Source organism: Shinella sp. GW821-FHT11G07, from assembly GCF_058808115.1.
The window spans coordinates 181748-204240 of record NZ_JBXARJ010000004.1 but is presented as its reverse complement, the minus strand read 5'-3'; the positions used below and the strand labels follow the sequence as shown (position 1 = coordinate 204240).

The following is a 22493-nucleotide window of genomic DNA, read 5'->3' as shown; positions in this document are numbered from 1 at the left end:
CCTTTGGCTCAGGCAGCCGCCTTCTTCTTCAACCCTGCCGAATAGCGCATGATCTCCTGTTCGGAGATTTCCTCGCCTTCGAGAATGCCGACGATTCGCCCTTCGCGCATGACGGCGACGCGGGTGCACAGCCCGATGATCTCCGGCATCTCGGAGGAGACGACGACGATCGACTTGCCATCGCGGGCGAGCGCGGAAATAAAGTGGTAGATCTGCTGCTTGGTGCCGACATCGATGCCGCGCGTCGGCTCGTCGATGATGATGATGTCCGGTTCGGTCTCCATCACCTTGGCGAGCAGCAGCTTCTGCTGGTTGCCGCCCGACATGCGGCCGGCGACGACGCGCCCGTCGCGCACGCGAATATCGAAACGCCGGCGCGCCCGCTCCAGCGCCTCGGCCTCGCTCTTCGGGCTGAGGTAGCCGTACTGGCCGTGTTTCTCCAGCGATTGCAGCGTGAGATTGGCCGTCATGCGGGAGTTCAGAAGCAGGCCCTTGTGCTTGCGGTCCTTGGTCATGTAGGCGATGCCGACGCGGTTGGCGGCATGCACATCGCCGCCCGGCACGCTTTCGCCGCGCACCGAGACCTCGCCCGAAAGGCGCGAGCGCAGGCCCGCGACAGCCTCCATCAGCTCCGTGCGACCGGAGCCGATGAGCCCGGAGAAACCGAGGATCTCGCCCTTGCGCACCTCGAAGCTCGCATCCTTGACGTAGTTCGTCGTCAGTCCCTCGACCGCCAGCGTCACCTCTTCGTCGACGCTCGGCTCCTGCTTGGCCGGGTAGAGGCTCGAAAGCTCGCGCCCGACCATGAGTTGGGCGATCGACTCGCCATCGAGAATGCTGGTCGGGGCCGTCTTGATCCATTGCCCGTCGCGCAACACCGTGACCCGGTCGGTAAGTTCCATCACCTCGTCCAGCTTGTGCGAGACGAAGACGAAGGACGTGCCCTTTTCGCGCAGCTTGCGCACCTGCCGGAACAGGTAGTTGGTTTCCTCGCGCGACAATACGGCCGTCGGCTCGTCCATGAAGATGATGCGCGCATCGCGGCTGATCGCCTTGGCGATCTCCACCATCTGCTTGTCGGCGATCGACAGCGAGCTGATGAGGGCATTCTCGTCGACATGCGAGCCGAGCTGGTCGAGCACGCGGCGGGTTTCCGCACGCATGAACTTGCGGTCGAGCACGCCGAAACGCGTGATCTCGCGACCGAGGAACAGGCTCTCGGTGACGGTCAGGTGTTCGGCGAGATTGAATTCCTGGTGAATAATGACGATGCCGAGCTGCTCGGCCTGGCCGTTCGCCGGCAATTTCACCGACTGCCCGTCGAGCAGGATCTCGCCCGAGGTCGGCTGCTCGAAGCCCGAAAGGATCTTGACGAGCGTCGACTTGCCGGCGCCGTTCTCACCCATGAGCGCATGAATCTCGCCGGCACGCAGCTCGAAATTGACGCTGAAAAGCACCTGCACACCGCTGAAAGACTTGCTGATGCGACGTGCAGAAAGAACGACGGGAGCCCCGTCGGCAGCGTCCGGATTCATGATTTCCTCCCTGCGGCTCCTCGACCGCTTGGGCAATGATGTAAACCTTTACACTCCGTATGTAAAGGTTTACATCATGGGATATCAGGAATTTTCAGCAAGCGCCGTTTGACCCTCAGTCCAGTCTGTGTAGTGTCCCCCGCAAATCGTTTGTTTTCGCAGTTCCATCGCAAGCCGCCCTACCCTTTGCCGGAATTGCCGCTGCTAAGTGAGAGCCAGTTTGTCGACCTCCAGCCCCGCCACGATCGAAGATGTTGCGCGGATTGCGCAGGTCTCCATCGCGACCGTGTCCCGGGCGATCCACATGCCGGAAAAGGTGGCCAACTCGACGCGGCTGAAGGTCAACCAGGCGATCGCCATCACCGGCTATACGACCAACGCCATGGCACGCAGCCTGCGGCTTGGCCGGTCGAACATGATCCTCGTCGTGGCCCCCGATATCGGCGACCCGAACTTCTCCAACATCCTGGTCGGCCTGGAAAACGAGGCGCGCTCGCACGGCTACGGCATCCTGATCGGCCATACCCACAACGACCCGCAGCGCGGGCTGGAATATCTGAAATTCCTGAACTCCAACCAGGCGGCCGGGCTGATCCTGTTCACCGGCATCCTGCCCTTCGGGCACCAGTCCATGACGGCGCGCCTGCCGCCCTGCGTCGGGGTGTTCGAGCCGGTCTACAATGGCGGCATTCCCTATGTCGGCGTGGACGACATCGAGGGCGCGCGCAAGGCTGTCGACCTGCTGATCGCGGAAGGCCATCGCAAGATCGCCTTCATCGGTGATTCGCGCACGCGGCTCGCCTATAGCCGCCGCCGGCAGGGTTATGACGAGGGACTGGACGCGGCCGGCGTTCCGGTCGGCGAGCGCATCATCCTCGAAGGGGACGGCACGATCGAGAGCGGGCGCCTGGCGCTCGAACAGCTCTTCATGCGCGACACGCTGCCGAGCGCCTTCATGTGCGTCAACGACCAGACGGCGATCGGCGTGATGATCGGGCTGAGCGCACGCGGCTATGACATTCCCGCCGACTTTTCCGTCACCGGCTTCGACGACGTGCCGCAGGCGACCTTCATGACGCCCTCGCTCACCACCATCCGCCAGCCGCGCACGGCGATCGGCAAGAGCGCCATGGCGCTTCTCCTGGAACTGCTGTCCGGCAGCGAACCGCCGGACACCGAAATCCTGCTCCGGCCGGACCTCATCGTGCGCAACTCCGTCTCCGCACCGGCGCGGCGTTTTCAGTCCCGCTAGCCCCGTTCAACCGTAGCGCCGCCGGGCCGGGCTGACCGCCCGCTCGCTGCGCTGCGCCGAAACCGTGAAGCGATCGACAAGTCCCTTCAGCGTCGTGCTGATCTGCATCAGGTTGTGGGTGGCGGCATTGGTCTGTTCGACCATTGCGGCGTTCTGCTGCGTCATCTGGTCCATGCTGCCGACGGCCGTGTTGATCTCGGCGATGCCGGCCGATTGTTCGCGGGCGGAATTGGCGATCGCGTCGATATGGCCGTTGATGTGCACGACCTGCTCGCCGATGTGATGCAGCGCCTCGCCCGTCTTGTTGACCAGCGATACGCCGAGCAGCACGTCGGCGAAGGACTTGTCGATCAGCGACTTGATCTCCTTGGCCGCTTCCGCCGATTTCTGCGCCAGCTCCCGCACCTCCTGCGCGACGACGGCAAAGCCCTTGCCCGCCTCTCCCGCCCGCGCCGCCTCGACGCCGGCGTTCAACGCCAGAAGGTTGGTCTGGAAGGAGATCTGGTCGATGACGCCGATGATCTGGGTGATCTTGCCGGAGGAATCCTGGATCGCGCCCATCGCCGAAACCGCCTGCTCGACCACCGCGCCGGAGCGCGTCGCCTCCTCCGTTGCGCTGCCGACGACGCGGCGTGCCTCCTGCGCGCGTTGCGCCGCCTCACGGGAAATGGTGGTGATCTCTTCGACAGCGGCCGCCGTTTCCTCCAGCGAGGCCGCCTGCTGCTCGGTGCGCTTGGCCATGTCGTCCGTCGCGTTCACCAGCTCGCCGGAATTGCCCGCCGCATCCTCCGCGGCGGTAACGATTGCGCCGAGCGTATCGTCCAGTCTTGCGATCGCCGCGTTGAAATTGGAGCGCAGGCCCTCGAACTGCGGGGCAAGCGGCTTGGCGATGGCGGCCGTGAGGTCGCCGCCGGCGAGGCGGTTGAGCGAGGTATCAAGGGCGCTCAGCGCCTCTTCCTGTTCGGCATTGCGGACCTGCCGCTCGGCCTCCGCCTTTTCGCGCTCTTCCTGCAGCGCATCGAGATAGACCGAGATCGCATAGTCCATGTCGACCAGCGCCGCCTTGACGATGGCGGTGATCTCCGCACCGAGCGCCGCCGCCTTCGTGCGATACAGGAAACCTTCGAGGTGTTTTGCGACGACGCTCTCGACGATGGCCTCGAGGATCAGCGCGTAGCCGCCGATGTACCAGCGCGGTTCCAGCCCCAGGCGGGCATGTGTCTTGCCGATCATCGTGACGGCATCGACATAGTGCGTGTCGAACGTGGCCGAGCCGATCAATTCCCAGTGCCTGACCTGCCGGCCCTTGGCGCTCTGGATATGCGCCTCGCTCGAGAAGAACCGCGCCGTCTCGGGTGTCGCGCGCGCCTTGCGGTAGAAGGTGTCGAGGGCGCCATCCAAGGAGGCGGAAATGGTCGGCAGCGCCCGCTTCAGCGCTGCGCGCTGGGCGGTGTCGAGATCGACGAACTGGAGGCGCTCGTTCAGTTGCTGGGTCTTGGCGTCCTGCGCTGACATGGGAAAATCCTCGTGGCCACCTGTCGGCGACCAGAAGTCGAGCCACGACAACTTCTGGTGTTGTCGATTCTTTACGGCGGATGGTAAATAAAATCTGTAGAGCCAAAATATAGATGTGTCGTGAAATTGCGATCCATCAATAATACGGTCGTCAATAGCGAATTTTTCCGAAAAAATTCCGAGGCGGCACAACCGCCTACAGATTAAAGATACACATTACGCAACGTTATCTAGTAATACTATCGTAGCGTGAGCGGGCGAACACCAGAAACGCAGAAGGGCGCCCAAGGCGCCCTTCGCTTACTATTTTACACACCGCTCAAACGTAGCGGTTGACCACGTTTTCCAGAAATTCCTGCTTGCCGGAGCGCGGCTGCGGGTTGACGCCGGCCTTCAGCACATAGGCTTCCAGCGCCTCCAGCGACGAACCACCAGCCAGGATGTTTTTCGCGGGCGCGGTCTGCCAGCCGGCATAGCGCTCGGCGAGCGGGCCGGACAGCGCCTTGTCCTCGATCATCTTCGCCGCCGCCTTCAGGCCGCGGGCGCAGCAATCCATGCCGCCGATGTGACCGATCAGCAGGTCCGCCGGATCGATCGACTGGCGGCGCAGCTTGGCGTCGAAGTTCGTGCCGCCGGTGGTGAAGCCGCCGCCCGCGAGAACCTGATAGAAGGCGAGCGCCATTTCCGGCACGTTGTTGGGGAACTGGTCGGTGTCCCAGCCGGACTGGTAGTCGTTGCGGTTCATGTCGATGGAGCCGAAGATGCCCAGCGCATTGGCAAGCGCCAGCTCGTGCTCGAAGGAGTGGCCGGCAAGGATGGCGTGGCCCTGCTCGATATTGACCTTCACCTCGTTTTCCAGGCCGTATTTCTTGAGGAAACCGAACACCGTCGCGACGTCGTAGTCGTACTGGTGCTTGGTCGGCTCCTGCGGCTTCGGCTCGATGAGGATGGCGCCCTTGAAGCCGATCTTGTGCTTGTATTCGACGACCATGTTGACGAAGCGGCCGAGCTGGTCGAGCTCCTGGCCGATATTGGTGTTGAGCAGGGTCTCGTAGCCTTCGCGACCGCCCCACAGCACGTAATTGTCACCGCCCAGGCGATGCGTGGCGTCGATGCAGGTCTTGACCGTCGCGGCCCCGAACGCGAAGACGTCCGGGTCCGGATTGGTCGCAGCACCGCCCATGTAGCGGCGGTTGGAGAAGAGGTTGGCGGTGCCCCAGAGCAGCTTGACGCCGGTCTCGGCCTGCTTCTTCTCGAAATAGTCGACGATCTCGTTGAGGTTCTTGGTGTTCTCGACGAAATCCTTGCCTTCCGGGCGCACGTCCGCGTCGTGGAAGCAGTAGAACGGCACGCCGAGCAGCTGGAAGAATTCGAAAGCCACGTCGGCCTTCAGCTTCGCAGCCTTCATCGAATCCTCGAACCACGGGCGCTCGAAGGTCTGGCCGCCGAAGGGGTCGCCGCCCGGCCAGACGAAGGTATGCCAGTAGGCAACGGCGAAGCGCAGGTGATCTTCCATGCGCTTGCCCGCAACGATTTCGTCGGGGTTGTAGTGGCGGAAGGCGAGCGGATTGGTGCTGTCAGGACCTTCATACTTGATCTTGGCAATGTCGCCGAAAAAGCCGGTGGCCATGGATGTCTCCTCTTGAGTGTTCGTGGATCAGTAGGCGGCGCGGATTGCCGGATAGAGGCGGCGGTAGCGCTGATAGGCATCCTCGTAGGCGGCGGTCAGCGCCGTCTCGGGTTCGATCGTCTCGGCCGTGGCCGGCGCGGTCAGGATATCGGTCGGGTTTGCGCCGGTCGCGGCGATGAGGCCAAGGCGGGCGGCACCGAAGGCAGCACCGAAATCGCCGTCGGCCGGCAGGTCGACGGGCAGGTCCAGCGCGGTGGCGATCGACTTCAGCCAGTAGCGCGAGCGCGAGCCGCCGCCGATGGCGGTGACGCGCGACAGGCGCGTGCCGGCGGATTTCAGCGCTTCGAGGCTGTCGCGGATGGCGAAGGACACACCTTCAAGCACGGCCTGCGTCAGCACGGCGCGGCCGCTCTCATGGCCAAGGCCCAGGAAGGCGCCGCGGATGGCGGCGTCGTTGTGCGGCGTGCGCTCGCCGGAAAGGTAGGGCAGGAAGGTGACGCTCGAGGGTTCCTTCAGCGTATCGCCGAGTTCTTTCGTCAGGTCGGCCGCGGAGGCGCCGGTGACGCGCGAATGCCAGTTCAGCGCATCGGTGGCCGAAAGAATGACGCCCATCTGGTGCCAGGTGTTGGGCAGCGCGTGGCAGAAGGCATGCACCGCGCTTTGCGGGTTCGGCAGGTAGCTGGCATTGGCGGCGAAGAGCACGCCGGAGGTGCCGAGCGAGACGAAGGCCGTGCCTTCACGCACCGTGCCCATGCCGCAGGCCGAGGCCGCATTGTCACCGGCACCGCCGGCGACGACCACACCGTCGCCAAGCCCCCACCGGGCGGAGAGGTCCGGCCGCAGCGTGCCGGCGGGCTCCGTGCCTTCGACGAGGCCCGGCATCTGGCGTTCTTCCAGGTCGGTCGCCGCAAGCAGGTCCGTGGACCATCTGCGCGCACCGGTATCCAGCCAGGACGTGCCGGCCGAATCCGACATTTCCGACAGATGTTCGCCGGTGAGCCAGAGGCGCAGGTAATCCTTCGGCAGCAGGACCCAGCGGACCTTTGCAAAAACGTCCGGCTCGTTGGTCTTCACCCAGGCGAGTTTTGGCGCGGTGAAACCGGGGAAGACGATGTTGCCGGTGATTGCGCGGAAGCGCGGATCGGCATCGAGGCTGGCGGCCTCGCGATGGCTGCGCGTGTCGTTCCACATGATGCAGGGACGCAGGATCTTGTCGTCGGCATCGATGAGGGTTGCACCATGCATATGGCCGGACAGGCCGATGCCGCGCACGGCGGCAAGGGCTGCGGGATGGGAGGCGCGCAGGCCGGCAATGGCTTCCTCCGTCGCGCGGATCCACTCCGCGGGGTCCTGCTCGGACCAGCCGGGATGCGGACGCGTGGTCGCGACCTCCTTGCTGGAGGCCGAGCCGATGACCGCCTGGTCCGCGTCGATCAGCATGGCCTTGACGCCCGAGGTGCCGAGGTCGATCCCGAGATACATGCGTCTCTCCCTAGTTGCCGGCCGCGCCGGGCTGTTCATCCTCGTCCGGCCCGGCCGGGAGGTTGTCCTTGATGAAAATGTCGAGGCGGATGCGCTCCTGCGCGGCAATGACCGGCAGGCCATCGGCCTTGGCGCGCAGGACGCGGATGGCGCTGCGCACCTCATGGCCGGCATCCTGGTTGAGCACGGCATCGACGAGGCCAGTTTCGAGTGCCCCGCGGGTCTCGACGGTCAATTCGTGCGCGATCACGCAGAGATCGGCCCCGCCCCTGGCGGAAAGGGCCTGGATGAGGCCGCGGTTACCGGCGCCGAGATTGTAGATGCCGGCAAGGGTCGGGTTGGCGGCAAGGCAATCGGAAATGAGGGAGAACGACAGGTCCGGATCGTCTTGTCCCTCCAGCACGGGCAGCATGGTCCGGGCAACGGGCATGGCAGCGATCGCCGCGCGAAAACCGTCGAGACGTTCGCGATGGTCACGCACCCGCATCGAGCCTGCCAGAACCGCCACGGCGCCGGGGCGTTCCCCCAGGAAACGGCCCATCAGGCTGCCGGCGGTGCGGCCGGCGGCGATGTTGTCGACACCGACGAAGTGGTCGCGGCCGGAATTGGCGAGGTCCGAGACGAGCGTGACGAAGGGAATGCCCGCGGCATGCGCCCGGGCGATCGCTGCGGAAACCTCCGGCGCATCGACCACGACGGCGGCGATGCCGGAGACGTTTTCCATGATGGCGGCGTCGATGGCCTTGACCAGCGCGCCGGCATCGAAGGCGGGAACCGTCGCCACCGAAAGGCGCGTGCGCTCGGCGGCGGAATGCCGGCCGGCGCGGTGGACCTCCGCTTCCAGCCCGCGCATGAAGGGATTGTCGCCCTCCGGCAGGATGAACACCAGCGGGTAGACGCGGCTCTTGGCGAGGTTGGCCGCTGCGACATCGCGCACATAGCCGAGCGAGACAATCGCCGCCTCGACCTTGGCCTTCGTGACGCCACGCACGCCTGGCCGGTCGTTCAGCACGCGGTCGACCGTGGCCAGGCTGACGCCCGCCGTGTCAGCGATATCGTGAACTGTGGGTCTCATGTCTCCTCCGTGGCGAGACCCTTAGAGGAATTTTTGATGTACGTAAATCAGAAATTTTCACGGGCACCCCGGAACGGTTTTTTTCAACCCCGGAGAGGCTTGCTGAAGGCGTGCGTGAAGACGATGTCGGCCGGGTTTTCGCCGGCCTTCGCGAGGGTCACGTCGAGAAATGAATCGGTGATGCGGACCAGCGCGAAGCCGCCCAGGAAGGCGGCGATCGGCTTGAAGATGTCGTAGCCCTCGCGGTTGTAGATCATCGGCGTCGGGTGTTCGTGGCCGTGGAAGATGCCGATGACATTGTAGCCCTTGAGGGCGGCGGCGAGGCTGGTGCGCTCCGCATCGGTCCACCAGTGCGCCGGGCCGGCGCCATGCGGATCAAAGGTCTTTGCCTCCGGATCCCAATGCTCGGTCGAGAATGCATCCCAGCCATAGTGCTGGAACAGGACGACGGGACGGCCGTCGGCGGCATAGGTGGCAAGATCCTGTTGCAGCCACGCGAGACCGCTGACGGCACCCTTCGTATCGTCGCCGCCGAAGCGCTGCAGCTGGATGAGATGCAGGCCGCCCCAATCCCAGGAATAATTGTCCGACTCGACGTCATAGTTCGTCACCGGCACGGGCGCCTTGTAGAACACGGTGGACCGATGGTTCAGCTCGACATAGTCGCGCAGTTCGCGGCGATACCAGTCGACATGCGGCGGCGCGCCGTCCTGGTCGAGGTCATGATTACCGAGGCCGTTATAGACCGGATAGTGCACGCGATCCGGTCCGATGCCCTGCTGGTAGCGGCTGGAAAACTGCTGGAGCTGGCGCCCCTCGCCCGGCACCTTCACCTGCCCGCCGCCGTCATCCGTCATGTCGCCGCCGAGCACGAGCCCGAGTGGCGTGGCAATCGTCGTGCCGGCGCCTTGCAGGCCGGACGGCTTGCCGTCGATCGTGACAGGCCAGGCAAGGCCGCCGACGGCGTTCACCGCCGCGACATGCCGGAGCAGCGCTGCATCCGTCTTGCCCTCGTCCGCACAGCCCGGGCTGAGGCCATCGGCGGAGACCAGGCAGGCGTGCACGTCGCAGGAAAAGAGGAAGGTCGCATCCGTCGCCGGCCGCTGCGTCTGCGCAAAAAGCGGCAGGCGCGGCAGCGTGAGGGAAAGGCCGAGGCCGGCAGCTCCAGTCAGAACATGGCGACGGGTGGGACGAACGGGCATGCGGCTCTCCAGGGTGAAAGGCGAGCCGCATTCTGGAACAGGATCGCGTGGACGTATAGCGGTCTCGACGTCACCTTGAGCCGTCGCCGCGAACTTGCTACCACCAGACGCTTTGGAGCCGAATGATGAAGCTGCCTTTTCACACGCTCGACGTCTTCACCCGCCTGCGCTTTGGCGGCAATCCGCTTGCTGTCGTGCTGGATGCCGATGACCTGACGGGTGAGGAGATGCAGATGATCGCCCGCGAGTTCAACTATTCCGAAACGACCTTCGTGCTGCGCCCGAAGGACGCGCGGCATACGGCGCATGTGCGCATCTTCACGCCGACGGTGGAAGTGCCGTTTGCCGGCCACCCCAATGTCGGGACCGCCTACACGCTGGCGACGGCGGAGGGCAACGAAACGGTCAAGGAATTCCTGCTCGAGGAAGCCGCAGGCCTTGTGCGGGCGAAGATCCTGCGGGTCGCAGGAGAGGTTGACCAGATCCAGTTGACGGCACCGCAGGCCCTGTCCGTCGGGAAGAGTTTTACGCCGGCGAGCGTCGCCGCGTGCCTTTCGCTGGACGAGGCGGATATCGCTGTCGATTTGCACCAGCCCTGCATCGCCTCGGTCGGCCTGCCGTTCATCGTCGTCGAGATCGCCAAGCGAGAAGCCCTGCAGCGCGCCAAGGCCGACATGGCGGCGTTTTCCGCCATCCTGCCGGCGGACGGTGCCGATGCGATCTATCTCTACTGCCGGGAGGTGGCGGACCGCGACGGTGCAGTGGATTTTTCCGCCCGCATGTTCGCGCCGTTCGACGGCCTGCCGGAAGACCCGGCAACGGGCAGCGCCACGGCGGCGGCCTGCGCCCTGCTTGCCGGGCTGGAAAACAGCACGCCGCGGCGTTTCCAGGTGGCGCAGGGCATCGACATGGGACGGCCGAGCCTGCTGTCGGTCGAAGTCGACGGCGATGGAACCGTGCGGATCGGCGGCGCCTGCGTGCCGGTCATGAGCGGTGTGCTGAGCGTCTGACGACCGTCAGTGTCCGCCGCCGCCCCCAACGCCGGATTGGGGTTTCTTGATGACGAAGGCGCACAGCACGAGCGCTCCGAACAGCCACGTCAAAAGCACGAAGACGTCTGCGAAAGACAGGATCGTCGCCTGCTGCTGGACAAGGCCGGACATCTTCTGGATCGCGATGGCGGTGCCGTCGAGGCCGTGCTGCGAGTAGTTCGCCGCCATGTTGCGCAGCTGGTCCATCGCTTCCGGGTTGCCCCACTGCACGTGCTCGGAGAGCCGGGCATAGTGCTCGTGCTGGCGCTGGGTGAGGATGGTGTTGATGACGGCGAGCCCCACGGCGCCGCCGAGATTGCGCGTCAGGTTGAAGACGCCGGAGGCTCCCCGGACCTTGTCCGGCGAGAGGGTGCCGAGCGCCACGTTGTTGATCGGCACCATGCAGATCATCAGGCCGAAGCCGCGCAGGATCTGCGGCAGGAGCAGCTCATAGAAGTCCCAGTCCGTCGTCAGGCTGCTCATAATCCACGTGCCGTAGGAGAAGCTCGCGAAACCGATCATCATCATGAAACGCGGATCCATGCGGCTCGACAGGATGCCGGCAATCGGCGCCGTGAAGAACATGGTGAGGCCGCTGACGAACATGGTCTCGCCGATCATCAGCGAATCGTAGCCGCGAATGCGCCCGAGATAGAGCGGATAGAGATAGGTCAGGCCGTAAAGGCCGATGCCCATGACGAAGGAGAACAGCGAGCCGAAGGCGAAATTCCGGTTGCTGAAAGCGCGCAGATCCACCACCGGAAACTCGACGTTGAAGACCCGGTAGAAGAAGACCAGCGCGCCGACCGCCGACGCGACGGCGCCCATGACGATATATTCGTCATTGAACCAGTCGTTGGCATTGCCCTCCTCCAGCACATATTCCAGCGCACCGAGGAAAACCGCCATGGCGGCGAGGCCGAGCCAGTCGAACTTCTTCATCAGACTGAGTTGCGGCTTGTCGAAATCGATGAAGTTCCAGGTCACGATCGTCACGATGATGCCGGGCACGATGTTGACGAGGAACAGCCAGTGCCAGGAGAAGGCGTGGCTGAGATAGCCGCCGACCGTCGGGCCGATCGTCGGCGCAAGCGTCGCGACGAGGCCGATCATCGGCGAGACGATGGAGCGCTTCGACGGCGGGAAGATGGTGAAGGCGGCCGCGAAGACCGAGGGGATCATACCGCCGCCGATAAAGCCCTGGATGGCGCGGTAGACGATCATCTGGTCGATGTTCGTCGCCGTTGCGGCGAGCGCGCTCGCAGCGGTGAAGCCGGCCGCCGAGACGGAAAACAGCACGCGGGTTGAGACGATGCGGGCGAGCGTGCCCGACAGCGGGATCATGATGACCTCCGCGATCAGGTAGGAGGTCTGCACCCAGCCGATCTCGTCCGTGCCGGCACTCAGGCCCGCCTGGATTTCGGCAAGCGAGGCCGAGACGATCTGGATGTCGAGGATCGACATGAACATGCCGAAGACCATCGCGAAGAACGCGATGACGCGACGGACGGGGATCTTGTCGGATTGCACGGGCGCCGCCACGGCGACGGCGGTTGGTTGAGCGGTCGCGGCCATAGCCCGCGCTCCTTTGACTGAGGAACCCTACTCGGCTTTCGCGGCCAGTGCCGTGTCCGTCGGCGCCGTGCGGCTGTCGACATCGACGACCACGCTCAGGCCCGCCCGGAGCTTGCCGGTATCCAGCGCCTCCTGCGGGATGGCGATGCGGACCGGTACGCGCTGGGTAATCTTGGTGAAGTTGCCCGTGGCATTTTCCGCCGGCAGCAGCGAGAAGACCGAGCCGGAGGCCGGTGCGATCGACTGAACGGTGCCGACGATATCGTCTTCCTCGTAGGCATCGACATGCAGGTGCACCTTCGAGCCGGGCACGAGGTGAGCGATCTGCGTTTCCTTGAAATTCGCCTCGATATAGAGGTCCTTGACCGGAACGAGCGCGGCAAGGCGCTGGCCGGCCGAAACGAGATCACCGACCTGCATGGAAATGTTGCCGACGACGCCGTCATAGGGCGCCTTCAGCACGGTGAAGCCGAGATCGCGCGCCGCCTTGTCGCGGGCAAGCTCCAGCGTGCGCACGCCGCTTTCGGATTCGGCGCGCTGCGCCTGGAGAACCGCGATGTTCGCCCGGGCGGCAACGATATTGGCGTCCGCGCCGACGAGATTGGCCTTGGCCTGGTCGAGCGCCACGGTGGCGCTGTCGAGCGAGGCGGTGGTACCGACCGCCTTGTTGTTCAATTCCTTGGCGCGCTTTTCCGCAACTTCCGCCCCGCTGAGGGAGGCCTGATAGGCGACCTTCTGGGCTTCCGCCTGGGCAAGGCTCGCCTTGGCGCCCTCGATCTGCGCGTCGATGCGGTCGAGTGCCAGCTTCTGCGTCACGATCTGGGCTTCGGCCTGCTCCTTGGCGAGCACGTAGTCACCATTGTCCAGGGTGACGAGCGGATCGCCGGCCTTGACCACCTGGTTGGCGACGACATTCACGGCCGCGATATAGCCGGAGACCTTGGGAGAAATGGCGGCGATGTCGCCCTCGATATAGGCGTCGTCCGTCGAGATCATGAAACGACCGTTCGTCCACCACTCGTAGCCATACCAGCCGGCGGCGGCAAGCAGCGCGAGGCCAATGACCGGCATGACGAAACGGCGGCTGCCCTTTTTCTTCTCGGGCTGCGTGACGGCGGCAACAGGCGTTGCCTCGGCGGTCGTCACCGGCGAAGCCTCGGCGGTTTCGGCCTCAAAATCATCGTTGACCGGCCGAACCTTCGCCGCGCCGGTGCCATGGGTAGTCGACATGGGCTTGCCACCATCTCAGGGATAAAATTTCGAACTGAACCGTTCGGTTCGATTTGACTTAGGCCACTTTATCCCGCATATCAAGTGAAATCGAACTGATCGGTTCGAAATAGTTGACACCAGGTTTCGACCACGGGAACTGAGATGCAGATGACCGAAGAAAAGCCGGCCGGCCCGCTGACCGGCCGGCGCGTCGCCGGTGAGGACCCCGCCAAGCGCGAGCAGATCCTCGACGGGGCGAAGCGCGTCTTCATGGAGCAGGGCTTCGAGGCCGCCAGCATGAACGACATCACCCGTGCGGCGGGCGTCTCGAAGGGCACGATCTACGTCTACTTCGAGAACAAGGAAGACCTGTTCGGCGACATGATCGAGCGCGAGCGCCGCAAGCTGACTGAAACGGTGCGCCATGCGCTCGACAGCGACCAGCCGCTCGACCGGGCGCTCAACGATTTCGGCATGCTCTTCGCCACCCACATGACGGCCGACCAGACGATCCGCGCCATGCGCATGGTGATAGCCGCCAACCATCGCCTGCCGACGCTCTGTAGTCGCTTCTTCTCCGCCTCGGCGATCAACCCGGTCTCGGTGCTGCAGGACTATCTCGACCGGCAGGTCGCCGCCGGCCGCGTCATCTGCGACGACACCGCGCACGCCGCCAAGCAGTTCATCGAACTCACCACGGTCGGGCTCTTCAAGCCGCGCATCTTCGGGTCGATGGAAGAGGTGCCGCCGCGCGCCGTGATCGAGAAGAATGTCGCCTCGGCAATCCGTGTCTTCCTCGCCGCCTACGGTTCAAAGAGCTAAAGCTTTTACGCAACTCCGGACGTAAAACCGCTGCGCACTTTTGCTGGAGTTGCTCTAAACGCGCAACCACGATCAAGTGACGGGCCGCGAAGGACGCCATAGAATGGCTGTCCATGAGGAGCGACCGAGCCATGCATCCCGTTGCCAAGGCCATCTGGTACATCGAAAGCCATTTCGGCAAGGCCATCGCGCTTTCCGAAATCGCCGCGATGGCTGGCATGTCGCGCCATCACCTGTCACGACGCTTCAGTGCGATGACCGGCCAGAACCTCAACCGGTATCTGCGCGCCCGCCGTCTTTCCGAAGCGGCCCGGCAGCTGGCCGGCGGTGCGCAAAACATCCTGACCGTCGCGCTCGATGCCGGCTACGGCTCCCATGAGGCATTCACCCGCGCCTTCCGCGAGGAATTCGGCATCACGCCGGAAACCGTGCGGGCACGGCGCGATCTTTCCGGCCTCACGCTTCAGGAGCCCATTCGCATGACCACCATCAAAAAGCCCGACCTGCCCGCCCCGCGCATCGAAACGCTCGATGCCTTCATCATTGCCGGCCTCGGCGCCGATTTCGAGCTCGGCAAGGCCGCCGGCATTCCGGCACTCTGGCAGAGGTTCAACGACTATTTCGGCCATATCCCCGGCCAGACCGACAAGACCGCCTTCGGCGTCTGCACGATGCTGCCAGGCAAGCCCGGCTTCCGCTATGTCGCCGGCGCCCGCGTCGCCAAGGGCCACGACGACCTGCCGGCGGAATTCGAAACCATAGCCGTGCCGGCGCAGACATGGGCGGTCTTCCACCACCACGGCCATGTCAACGGCATTCCGGCGACGGTGGATGCCGCTTTCCGCACCTGGTTGCCGACTTCGGGCCGCAAGATCGGGGCATTCCCGGACGTGCTGGAATTCTACGGCGAGGATTTCGACCCCGAAACCGGGCTCGGACGTGTGGAAATCTGGCTTCCGCTCACGGATCCGATGACGAAATCGTGAAATGAGTCGGAACGGCCACCGGCCTGCTTGCCACCGGTTGAAATCTGCATAAATACGGAAGTCCATTCTCAAACCGTATTCATGGAGAGGAAGACCGGATGGATAGCATTCTTGCGCTCATGCAAGACCCGGCCGCCTGGGTTGCGCTCGTCACGCTGATCGTGATGGAAGTCGTTCTCGGCATCGACAACCTTATCTTCATCTCGATCCTGACGAACAAGCTGCCGCCGGAACACCGGGTGCAGGCCCGCCGCATCGGCATCGGGCTGGCGCTGGTCATGCGCCTCGGGCTCCTCGGGACCATCGCCTGGATCGTCCAGCTTACCACCCCGGTCTTCGAGGCCTTCGGCCACGGCTTCTCGTGGAAGGACATGATCCTGATCGCCGGCGGCCTCTTCCTCGTCTGGAAGGCGACGAAGGAAATCCACCACAATGTCGACCCCGTCGACCACAAGGAAGACATGGTCGGCGGCGCGGTCGCATCGTCGTTTTCGGCAGCGATCGGCCAGATCCTGCTGCTCGACCTCGTCTTCTCCGTCGACAGCATCATCACGGCCGTCGGCATGACGCCGCACCTGCCGATCATGGTGGTCGCCGTCGTCGTCGCCGTCGCCGTCATGCTGCTGGCCGCCAATCCGCTCGCCAACTTCATCGAGAGGAACCCGACGATCGTCATGCTGGCGCTCGCCTTCCTGATGATGATCGGCACGACGCTGATTGCCGAAGGCATGGGCTTCCACGTGCCAAAGGGCTACGTCTACGCCGCCATGGCCTTCTCGGCCCTCGTCGAGGTGCTGAACATGATCTCCCGGCGGGCACGGGAGAAGAAGAAGGGTGCGGCGCACCACTGACAAAAGAACCGGCGGGACCTTCATCCCGCCGGTTTCAATTTGGGGATCTGCTGAAGACGAACCGGACGGGTGGGGAGCTCGCCTGCCGTTTCGTTGGCCACGGAAAGAAACCGGAAAAATCCCCGTGTTCTCCATCCCCGTCGCGTCCGGTTGACACGGCCCGCCTTCCCTTGGCAAACCTTTCCACGGACAGATTGTTCCGCGAAAGTTCATGGCCGGTGCCCGCTGCTTGCAATGGAACCGGAAAGGCCCCGACGGAATTCATGCCAAGCATCTTCCTGCCGCACGGGCCATACGCATGACACTTGAGCAGACCTTCGCCTTCGTCGTCATCGGCCTGATGATGGCGGCGTTCATATGGGGACGGTTTCGCTACGACCTTGTCGCCTGCTGTTCCCTGCTCCTGGCGCTCGCGCTCGGCATCGTGCCCTTCGACAGGGCCTTTTCCGGCTTCAGCGACGATATCGTGATCATCGTCGGCAGTGCGCTGATGGTGAGTGCCGCCGTCGCCCGCTCCGGCATCGTCAACCTGGCGGTCAAGCGGTTCTTTCCGAACCTCACCTCGAAACAAAGCCAGCTCGCGCTGCTGCTCGTCTCCGTCGCGGTTCTCTCGGCCTTCATCAAGAATATCGGCGCGCTCGCCATCATGATGCCGCTCGCCTTCCAGTTCGCCAAGAAATCCGGCACCCCGCCCTCGAAATTCCTGATGCCCATGGCCTTCGCGGCCTTGCTCGGCGGCCTGATGACCCAGATCGGCACCTCGCCGAACATCGTCGTCTCGCGGCTGCGCGAAGAGATCACGGGCGAGAGCTTCACCATGTTCGACTTCACGCCGGTCGGCGCGGCTCTGACGGTGTGCGGCATCCTCTTCATGCTGTTCTTCAACCGCATCGTGCCCGAGCGTGCCAACAGCAATGCCAGCATTGAGGAATCGCTGGAGGCTTCCGCCTATTCCTCCGACGCGACGGTGGAAGAAGGTTCGCCGTCGGTCGGAAAATCACTCAACGAAATCCTGAGGAACGGCGATGGCGAGGTGATTGCGACAGCCATCATCCGCGGCCATGTCCACATCACGCCCCTGCCCGATGTGCGGCTATTGGTGAACGACACGATCCTGATGGAAGGCACGGCAAGCGCGCTCGACAAGGTCGTCTCCGCCACCGGCCTCACCCTCTCCGGCAAGCCGATCCGCGCCGGACGTGGCGAGGCCGGCGAAATCAGCGCCATCGAGGCCGTCGTCGGCAACGATTCCCGCCTCATCGACATTTCGGCGCGCAGCATCGCGCTGTTCCACTCTCACGGCATCAACCTGCTCGCCGTCAGCCGGCAGGGCCAGCGCCTGCGCGAAAAGCTTTCCGAAGTCCGCCTTCGCCCGGGCGACATGATCGTGATCCAGGGAAACAACCGCACACTGCCGGCGTTGCTGCCGGAACTCGGCCTGCTGCCGTTGGCCCAGCGAGAAATCCTGCTCGGCGCTCCCAGGCGGGCGATCATCCCCGTGCTGATCCTGATCGCCGCCATGGCCTCCACCGCGCTCGGCTTCGTGCCGGTCGCAACCGGCTTCTTCGCCGCCGCCGTCGCCATGGTGCTGTTCAAGGCCGTGCCGCTGCGCGAGGCCTATACCGCACTCGACGGGCCGATCCTCGTCATGCTCGCCGCCCTCATTCCCGTTTCCGACAGCCTGCGCACGACCGGCGCCAGCGAATTGATCGCCGGCTGGCTCGGTGACGTTGCCGTGCACCTGCCGCCCTTCGGCGCACTTGGCCTCATCCTGCTGACCGCGATGGCCGTGACGCCCTTCCTCAACAACGCCGCGACGGTGCTCGTCATGGCGCCGATCGCCGCGAGTTTCGCAAGCGCGCTCGGCTACAGGCCCGAGGCCTTCCTGATGGCGGTGGCGATCGGCGCCGGCTGCGACTTCCTCACCCCCGTCGGCCACCAGTGCAACACGCTGGTCATGGGGCCGGGCGGCTACAAATTCGCCGATTATCCGCGCGTCGGCCTGCCGCTCTCCCTCCTGATCGTTCTCGTCAGCGTGCCGGCACTGCTTTACGTCTGGCCGGTGCAATAGCGCCGACCGACTTTTTCTTGACGTGCCGGGCTGAATATGGTCTCAACCAGCCCAACGGAGAGCCTTTTCCCCGCGAAAACCGGGCTCTTCCTCGCAAAGTGACGCCTTCGACGCCGGGTCCTCCGGCCGGGGGCGCAAAACCATGTCAAGACGGGCCAAACCATGAGCACTTCCGGAACCGCGTCCGGCGTTCGCGTACGCATCGCACCCTCCCCGACCGGCGAGCCGCATGTCGGCACCGCCTATATCGCGCTGTTCAACTATCTCTTCGCGAAAAAGCACAACGGCACCTTCATCCTGCGCATCGAGGATACGGACGCCACGCGCTCGACGCCGGAATTCGAGCAGAAGGTGCTGGACGCGCTGAAATGGTGTGGCCTGGAATGGTCGGAAGGCCCTGACATCGGCGGCCCTTACGGTCCCTATCGCCAGTCCGACCGCAAGGACATGTACCGTCCCTATGTCGACAAGATCGTCGCCAACGGCCACGGCTTCAAGTGTTTCTGTACGCCCGAGCGGCTGACCGAAATGCGGGAAGCCCAGCGCGCCGCCGGCAAGCCACCGAAATATGACGGTCTCTGCCTGCACATTTCCGCGGAAGAAGTAACCCGCCGCGTCGACGCCGGCGAGCCGCATGTCGTGCGCATGAAGATCCCGACCGAGGGCTCGTGCAAGTTCGTCGACGGCGTCTACGGCCCGGTCGAAATCCCGTGGGATGCCGTCGACATGCAGGTCTTGCTTAAGGCCGACGGCATGCCGACCTATCATATGGCGAACGTGGTCGATGACCACCTGATGAAGATCACCCATGTGGCGCGCGGCGAGGAATGGCTCGCCTCCGTGCCGAAGCACATCCTCATCTACCAATATCTCGGCCTCGAACCGCCGGTCTTCATGCACCTGTCGCTGATGCGCAATCACGACAAGTCGAAGCTGTCCAAGCGCAAGAACCCGACGTCGATCTCCTACTATTCGGCACTCGGCTACCTGCCGGAAGCGCTGATGAACTTTCTGGGCCTGTTCTTCATCCAGATCGCCGAGGGCGAAGAGCTGCTCACCATGGATCAGCTTGCCGAAAAGTTCGATCCGGACAACCTCTCCAAGGCCGGCGCGATCTTCGACATCCAGAAGCTCGACTGGCTGAACGGCCGCTGGCTCCGCGAGCAGCTGACGGAAGAGGAATTCACAGGCCGCGTGCTGGCCTGGGCGATGGAGAACGACCGCATCCGCCAGGGCCTCAAGCTCTCGCAGTCGCGCATCTCCAAGCTTGGCGAACTGCCTGACCTCACCGGCTTCCTGCTGAAATCCGATCTCGGCCTGACACCGGAGGCATTTGCCAAGGTGAAGTCCACGCCGGAAGAAATTCTCGATGTCTTGAACCAGGTCCAGCCGGACCTCGAAAAGATGCCGGAATGGACCGTCGAGAGCATCGAAGCGGAACTGCGCGCCAGCGCCGACCGGCTCGGCAAGAAGCTGAAAGTCGTCGTGGCCCCGCTCTTCGTCGCCGTCTCCGGCTCGTCGCGCTCGCTGCCGCTGTTCGACAGCATGGCCATCCTCGGCCGCTCCGTCGTGCGCCAGCGCCTGAAAGTAGCGGCACAGGTGGTGGCCTCGATGGTGGGAAGCGGGAAATAGTCTACAATCGAGGGCCCCCCCTCATCCGCCTGCCGGCACCTTCTCCCCGCTGGGGAGAAGGTGAAAGCGGCGCCCGCAATACTCTCTCCCGCCCCTCTCCCTTCGGGGAAAGGGCTAGGGTGAGGGGGTAGCCAAAGGCACCAGTTTTGTAATTATTGCGCGGCCACGCCGCGACAGGGTTCGAAAAATGACCGACACGAAGACAGAAACCGGCCTTTCCTCCGATCCGACGGAAGTCCGCCGCCAGAAGCTCGACCAGCTGCGCAAGACGATCGGCGACGTCTATCCGGCGCATTTCCACCGCACGATGACCAATGCGGAGCTGGCTGAGAAATACGAGACGCTGGAACTCGACACGGAAAGCGGCGACGTCGTGACGGTGGCCGGCCGCGTCTATTCCTCGCGCAATTCCGGCATGTTCATGGACATCCATGACGCCTCGGGAAAAATCCAGATCTTTTCGCACAAGGACACGACGCCGGAAGAGGCGCGCGCGCTGCTGCCGATGATCGACCTCGGCGACATCATCGGCGTCACCGGCGTCGTGCGCCGCACCAAGCGTGGCGAGCTGACGATCAACGCGCAGGAAATCGTCATGCTGACGAAGACCCTGCTGCCGATGCCGGAAAAGTGGCATGGCGTGGCGGATGTCGAAATCCGTTATCGCAAGCGCCATCTCGACATCATGACCAACGAGGAATCGAAGCTGCGTTTCCAGCAGCGCTCGAAGATCGTCTCGGGCATCCGTCACTTCATGGAAAACGACGGTTTCATGGAAGTCGAGACACCGATGCTGCACTCCGTCTATGGCGGTGCGACGGCCGAGCCCTTCAAGACGCACCACAACACGCTGAAGCTCGACATGTTCCTGCGCATCGCGCCGGAGCTCTATCTGAAGCGCACGCTGGTCTCCGGCCTCACCGACAAGGTGTTCGAGATCAACCGCAACTTCCGCAATGAGGGCGTGTCGACGCGGCACAACCCCGAATTCACCATGATGGAGTGCTACTGGGCCTATGCCGACTACGAGGACATCATGGACCTCGTGGAGCGCCTGTTCGCCGAGCTCGCGGTCAAGATCCACGGCTCGACGGAATTCGCCTATGGCGACAAGGAAATCTCCTTCAAGGGCCCGTTCAAGCGCGTGCCGATGCCCGATGCCGTTAAGGACGTGACCGGCATCGACTTCCTCGCCCTGAAGACGGACGAAGAAGCCCGTGCTGCCGCCAAGGCCGCCGGCTTCGAAGTCGAGAAGGACTGGACCTGGGGCGAATGCCTCGCATTCCTCTTCGAGGAGAAGGTCGAGCCGACGCTGATCCAGCCGAGCCACGTCACCCACTTCCCGAAGGACATCTCGCCCTTCGCCAAGGAAGTGCCGGGCGAACCGCGCCTCGTCGAGCGTTTCGAGACCTATTGCAACACCTGGGAACTCGGCAACGCGTTTTCCGAATTGAACGATCCGGAAGAGCAGCGCGCCCGCATGGTCGAGCAACTCGAACAGGCCCATGCCCGCGGCGAGAAGTCCAAGCAGCTCGACGACGAGTTCCTGGACGCCATCGACCAGGGCATGCCGCCCGCCGGTGGCCTCGGCATCGGTGTCGACCGCCTGATCATGTTGCTCACCAACGCTCCGTCGATCCGCGACGTCATCCTCTTCCCGGCCCGCCGGGCAAAGGCGGACTGACAGCCTTTACAGCCGGCACGGCCCCTCATCCGCCTGCCGGCACCTTCTCCCCGCAAGCGGGTCGAAGGGTACAAGGCGCTATGGTTTCCTGACATCGGGTGGCCGGTTCGGCATATCCCTTCTCCCCGCTTGCGGGGAGAAGGTCGCGGCAGCGGGATGAGGGGCAAGTCTCCCCCACCAGCGCCTAGTGTTCGCTCTTGGCGACCTCTTGCGTGCCTTCTTCGGCAGCGGCGGCATGGTCGCCGCCGCCCTCGCCTTCGGCCGGCGCTTCATGGCCACCTTCAGCTTTCGCCTCGCCGTGTCCGCCGCCCTCCTCCGCCACGGCATTCGGATCGACACAATCCGCACGCTCTTCCATGCCCGTGACGATGGTCTTGATCTCGTCGAGCGACAATTCCTTGCGCTCGCCGTAAAACTCGCCGTTTTCGGCCGGCGTGCCATCGGTATAGCGCGCGACGAAGGGCGCGTTCATGCCGGGGATGGCGGAAGGATCGCGGGCGAAGAGCACTTCTGCGCCGATAGCGCGGCCGCGCATGTCGGCGCGGTTTATCGGGCCTGCCGCGTCGAGAAGGATAACCTGGTAGAGATCGGCCGCCTCATGGTTGGAGACGGCACCGGCGACGCGCAGCGCCGTCTTGATGCGCACTTCACCGTCCTTGGCATCCGAACGCACATATTTGCGCAGCCAGTGCTGGCCGTTGCGGTCGAGGCGAACGGTGGTGACCGTGGTGCAGGCGACGCCCGACACCTGTTCCGAGGGCGGCCCGAGCAGCGCCTCGCGCCCGACGAAAATCGCCGCGGCACCGGATGCGCCGGTCAGCACGACGACACCGGCGACGATGATGAGAAGCTTCCGGGACAAGCGGAACGAGGTCGGAAGGAACTTCACGGGCGACAGACTTCTCTTTGAACGCAGGAACATGGAACGCGCCGAGACC

Annotated in this window: 17 protein-coding genes; 8 read left to right on the top strand and 9 right to left on the bottom strand. The window is 64.1% G+C overall.

What is annotated here, in order from left to right:
* Nucleotides 1–8: 8 nt before the first annotated feature.
* Nucleotides 9–1535, bottom strand: a complete 1527-nt coding sequence (locus AC1RT2_RS09975; protein ID WP_493101564.1) for a sugar ABC transporter ATP-binding protein — start codon at nucleotides 1533–1535, stop codon at nucleotides 9–11.
* Between the two features lie 220 nt (nucleotides 1536–1755).
* Between AC1RT2_RS09975 and AC1RT2_RS09970 the strand changes: the two genes are divergently transcribed.
* On the top strand, nucleotides 1756–2787 hold the full coding sequence (locus AC1RT2_RS09970) for a LacI family DNA-binding transcriptional regulator (protein ID WP_069061077.1): 1032 nt from the start codon (nucleotides 1756–1758) through the stop codon (nucleotides 2785–2787).
* A 6-nt stretch (nucleotides 2788–2793) separates the two neighbouring features.
* Here AC1RT2_RS09970 and AC1RT2_RS09965 read toward each other — a convergent pair whose 3' ends face one another.
* The 5 genes from AC1RT2_RS09965 to AC1RT2_RS09945 form a co-directional block, all read right to left on the bottom strand.
* A complete protein-coding gene (locus AC1RT2_RS09965; RefSeq protein ID WP_493101562.1) occupies nucleotides 2794–4302 on the bottom strand; it encodes a globin-coupled sensor protein in 1509 nt (502 codons plus the stop codon).
* 319 nt (nucleotides 4303–4621) lie between these two features.
* Nucleotides 4622–5932, bottom strand: a complete 1311-nt coding sequence (xylA, locus tag AC1RT2_RS09960) for a xylose isomerase (protein ID WP_493101560.1) — start codon at nucleotides 5930–5932, stop codon at nucleotides 4622–4624.
* A 27-nt stretch (nucleotides 5933–5959) separates the two neighbouring features.
* On the bottom strand, nucleotides 5960–7414 hold the full coding sequence (gene xylB, locus AC1RT2_RS09955; protein ID WP_493101558.1) for a xylulokinase: 1455 nt from the start codon (nucleotides 7412–7414) through the stop codon (nucleotides 5960–5962).
* Between the two features lie 10 nt (nucleotides 7415–7424).
* A complete protein-coding gene (locus tag AC1RT2_RS09950; protein ID WP_493101556.1) occupies nucleotides 7425–8489 on the bottom strand; it encodes a LacI family DNA-binding transcriptional regulator in 1065 nt (354 codons plus the stop codon).
* 83 nt (nucleotides 8490–8572) lie between these two features.
* Nucleotides 8573–9691: a metallophosphoesterase gene (locus tag AC1RT2_RS09945; protein WP_493101554.1), complete on the bottom strand. Its 1119-nt coding sequence runs from the start codon at nucleotides 9689–9691 to the stop codon at nucleotides 8573–8575.
* Between the two features lie 125 nt (nucleotides 9692–9816).
* Between AC1RT2_RS09945 and AC1RT2_RS09940 the strand changes: the two genes are divergently transcribed.
* Complete coding sequence (locus tag AC1RT2_RS09940; RefSeq protein ID WP_493101552.1) at nucleotides 9817–10701, top strand: PhzF family phenazine biosynthesis protein; 885 nt, start codon at nucleotides 9817–9819, stop codon at nucleotides 10699–10701.
* Between the two features lie 6 nt (nucleotides 10702–10707).
* On the opposite strand, the gene AC1RT2_RS09935 is transcribed toward AC1RT2_RS09940, so the two are convergent.
* Both AC1RT2_RS09935 and AC1RT2_RS09930 read right to left on the bottom strand, forming a co-directional pair.
* A complete protein-coding gene (locus AC1RT2_RS09935) occupies nucleotides 10708–12297 on the bottom strand; it encodes a DHA2 family efflux MFS transporter permease subunit (RefSeq protein WP_493101550.1) in 1590 nt (529 codons plus the stop codon).
* A 27-nt stretch (nucleotides 12298–12324) separates the two neighbouring features.
* A complete protein-coding gene (locus AC1RT2_RS09930; RefSeq protein ID WP_493101548.1) occupies nucleotides 12325–13527 on the bottom strand; it encodes an HlyD family secretion protein in 1203 nt (400 codons plus the stop codon).
* 144 nt (nucleotides 13528–13671) lie between these two features.
* Between AC1RT2_RS09930 and AC1RT2_RS09925 the strand changes: the two genes are divergently transcribed.
* The 6 genes from AC1RT2_RS09925 to lysS all read left to right on the top strand — a co-directional run bounded on the left by AC1RT2_RS09925 (nucleotide 13672) and on the right by lysS (nucleotide 21555).
* A complete protein-coding gene (locus AC1RT2_RS09925; protein ID WP_493101546.1) occupies nucleotides 13672–14331 on the top strand; it encodes a TetR/AcrR family transcriptional regulator C-terminal domain-containing protein in 660 nt (219 codons plus the stop codon).
* Nucleotides 14332–14462: 131 nt separating this feature from the next.
* Nucleotides 14463–15317, top strand: coding sequence for an AraC family transcriptional regulator (locus AC1RT2_RS09920; RefSeq protein ID WP_493101544.1), 855 nt, complete (start codon nucleotides 14463–14465; stop codon nucleotides 15315–15317).
* A 98-nt stretch (nucleotides 15318–15415) separates the two neighbouring features.
* Entirely contained in the window at nucleotides 15416–16168 is a 753-nt protein-coding gene (locus AC1RT2_RS09915; protein ID WP_069061066.1) for a TerC family protein, read from the top strand.
* 298 nt (nucleotides 16169–16466) lie between these two features.
* The gene (locus tag AC1RT2_RS09910) at nucleotides 16467–18239 is read left to right on the top strand and encodes an SLC13 family permease (RefSeq protein WP_493101542.1); all 1773 of its coding nucleotides are present in this window, start codon (nucleotides 16467–16469) and stop codon (nucleotides 18237–18239) included.
* Nucleotides 18240–18401: 162 nt separating this feature from the next.
* Nucleotides 18402–19871 carry a glutamate--tRNA ligase gene (gltX, locus tag AC1RT2_RS09905; protein WP_493101540.1) on the top strand — a complete coding sequence of 490 codons (1470 nt, stop codon included), beginning with the start codon at nucleotides 18402–18404 and terminating at the stop codon, nucleotides 19869–19871.
* Between the two features lie 187 nt (nucleotides 19872–20058).
* Nucleotides 20059–21555 (top strand): lysine--tRNA ligase, encoded by a 1497-nt coding sequence (gene lysS / locus AC1RT2_RS09900; RefSeq protein ID WP_493101538.1) that lies wholly within the window; start codon nucleotides 20059–20061, stop codon nucleotides 21553–21555.
* Between the two features lie 184 nt (nucleotides 21556–21739).
* Here lysS and AC1RT2_RS09895 read toward each other — a convergent pair whose 3' ends face one another.
* Entirely contained in the window at nucleotides 21740–22444 is a 705-nt protein-coding gene (locus AC1RT2_RS09895; protein ID WP_069061623.1) for a hypothetical protein, read from the bottom strand.
* Between the last annotated feature and the right edge of the window lie 49 nt (nucleotides 22445–22493).

Coding starts and splice junctions, on each gene's coding strand:
- AC1RT2_RS09975 (WP_493101564.1), bottom strand. CDS start 1,535: ATGAATCCGGACGCTGCCGACGGGGCTCCCGTCGTTCTTTCTGCACGT.
- AC1RT2_RS09965 (WP_493101562.1), bottom strand. CDS start 4,302: ATGTCAGCGCAGGACGCCAAGACCCAGCAACTGAACGAGCGCCTCCAG.
- xylA (WP_493101560.1), bottom strand. CDS start 5,932: ATGGCCACCGGCTTTTTCGGCGACATTGCCAAGATCAAGTATGAAGGT.
- xylB (WP_493101558.1), bottom strand. CDS start 7,414: ATGTATCTCGGGATCGACCTCGGCACCTCGGGCGTCAAGGCCATGCTG.
- AC1RT2_RS09950 (WP_493101556.1), bottom strand. CDS start 8,489: ATGAGACCCACAGTTCACGATATCGCTGACACGGCGGGCGTCAGCCTG.
- AC1RT2_RS09945 (WP_493101554.1), bottom strand. CDS start 9,691: ATGCCCGTTCGTCCCACCCGTCGCCATGTTCTGACTGGAGCTGCCGGC.
- AC1RT2_RS09940 (WP_493101552.1), top strand. CDS start 9,817: ATGAAGCTGCCTTTTCACACGCTCGACGTCTTCACCCGCCTGCGCTTT.
- AC1RT2_RS09935 (WP_493101550.1), bottom strand. CDS start 12,297: ATGGCCGCGACCGCTCAACCAACCGCCGTCGCCGTGGCGGCGCCCGTG.
- AC1RT2_RS09930 (WP_493101548.1), bottom strand. CDS start 13,527: ATGTCGACTACCCATGGCACCGGCGCGGCGAAGGTTCGGCCGGTCAAC.
- AC1RT2_RS09925 (WP_493101546.1), top strand. CDS start 13,672: ATGCAGATGACCGAAGAAAAGCCGGCCGGCCCGCTGACCGGCCGGCGC.
- AC1RT2_RS09920 (WP_493101544.1), top strand. CDS start 14,463: ATGCATCCCGTTGCCAAGGCCATCTGGTACATCGAAAGCCATTTCGGC.
- AC1RT2_RS09915 (WP_069061066.1), top strand. CDS start 15,416: ATGGATAGCATTCTTGCGCTCATGCAAGACCCGGCCGCCTGGGTTGCG.
- AC1RT2_RS09910 (WP_493101542.1), top strand. CDS start 16,467: ATGACACTTGAGCAGACCTTCGCCTTCGTCGTCATCGGCCTGATGATG.
- gltX (WP_493101540.1), top strand. CDS start 18,402: ATGAGCACTTCCGGAACCGCGTCCGGCGTTCGCGTACGCATCGCACCC.
- lysS (WP_493101538.1), top strand. CDS start 20,059: ATGACCGACACGAAGACAGAAACCGGCCTTTCCTCCGATCCGACGGAA.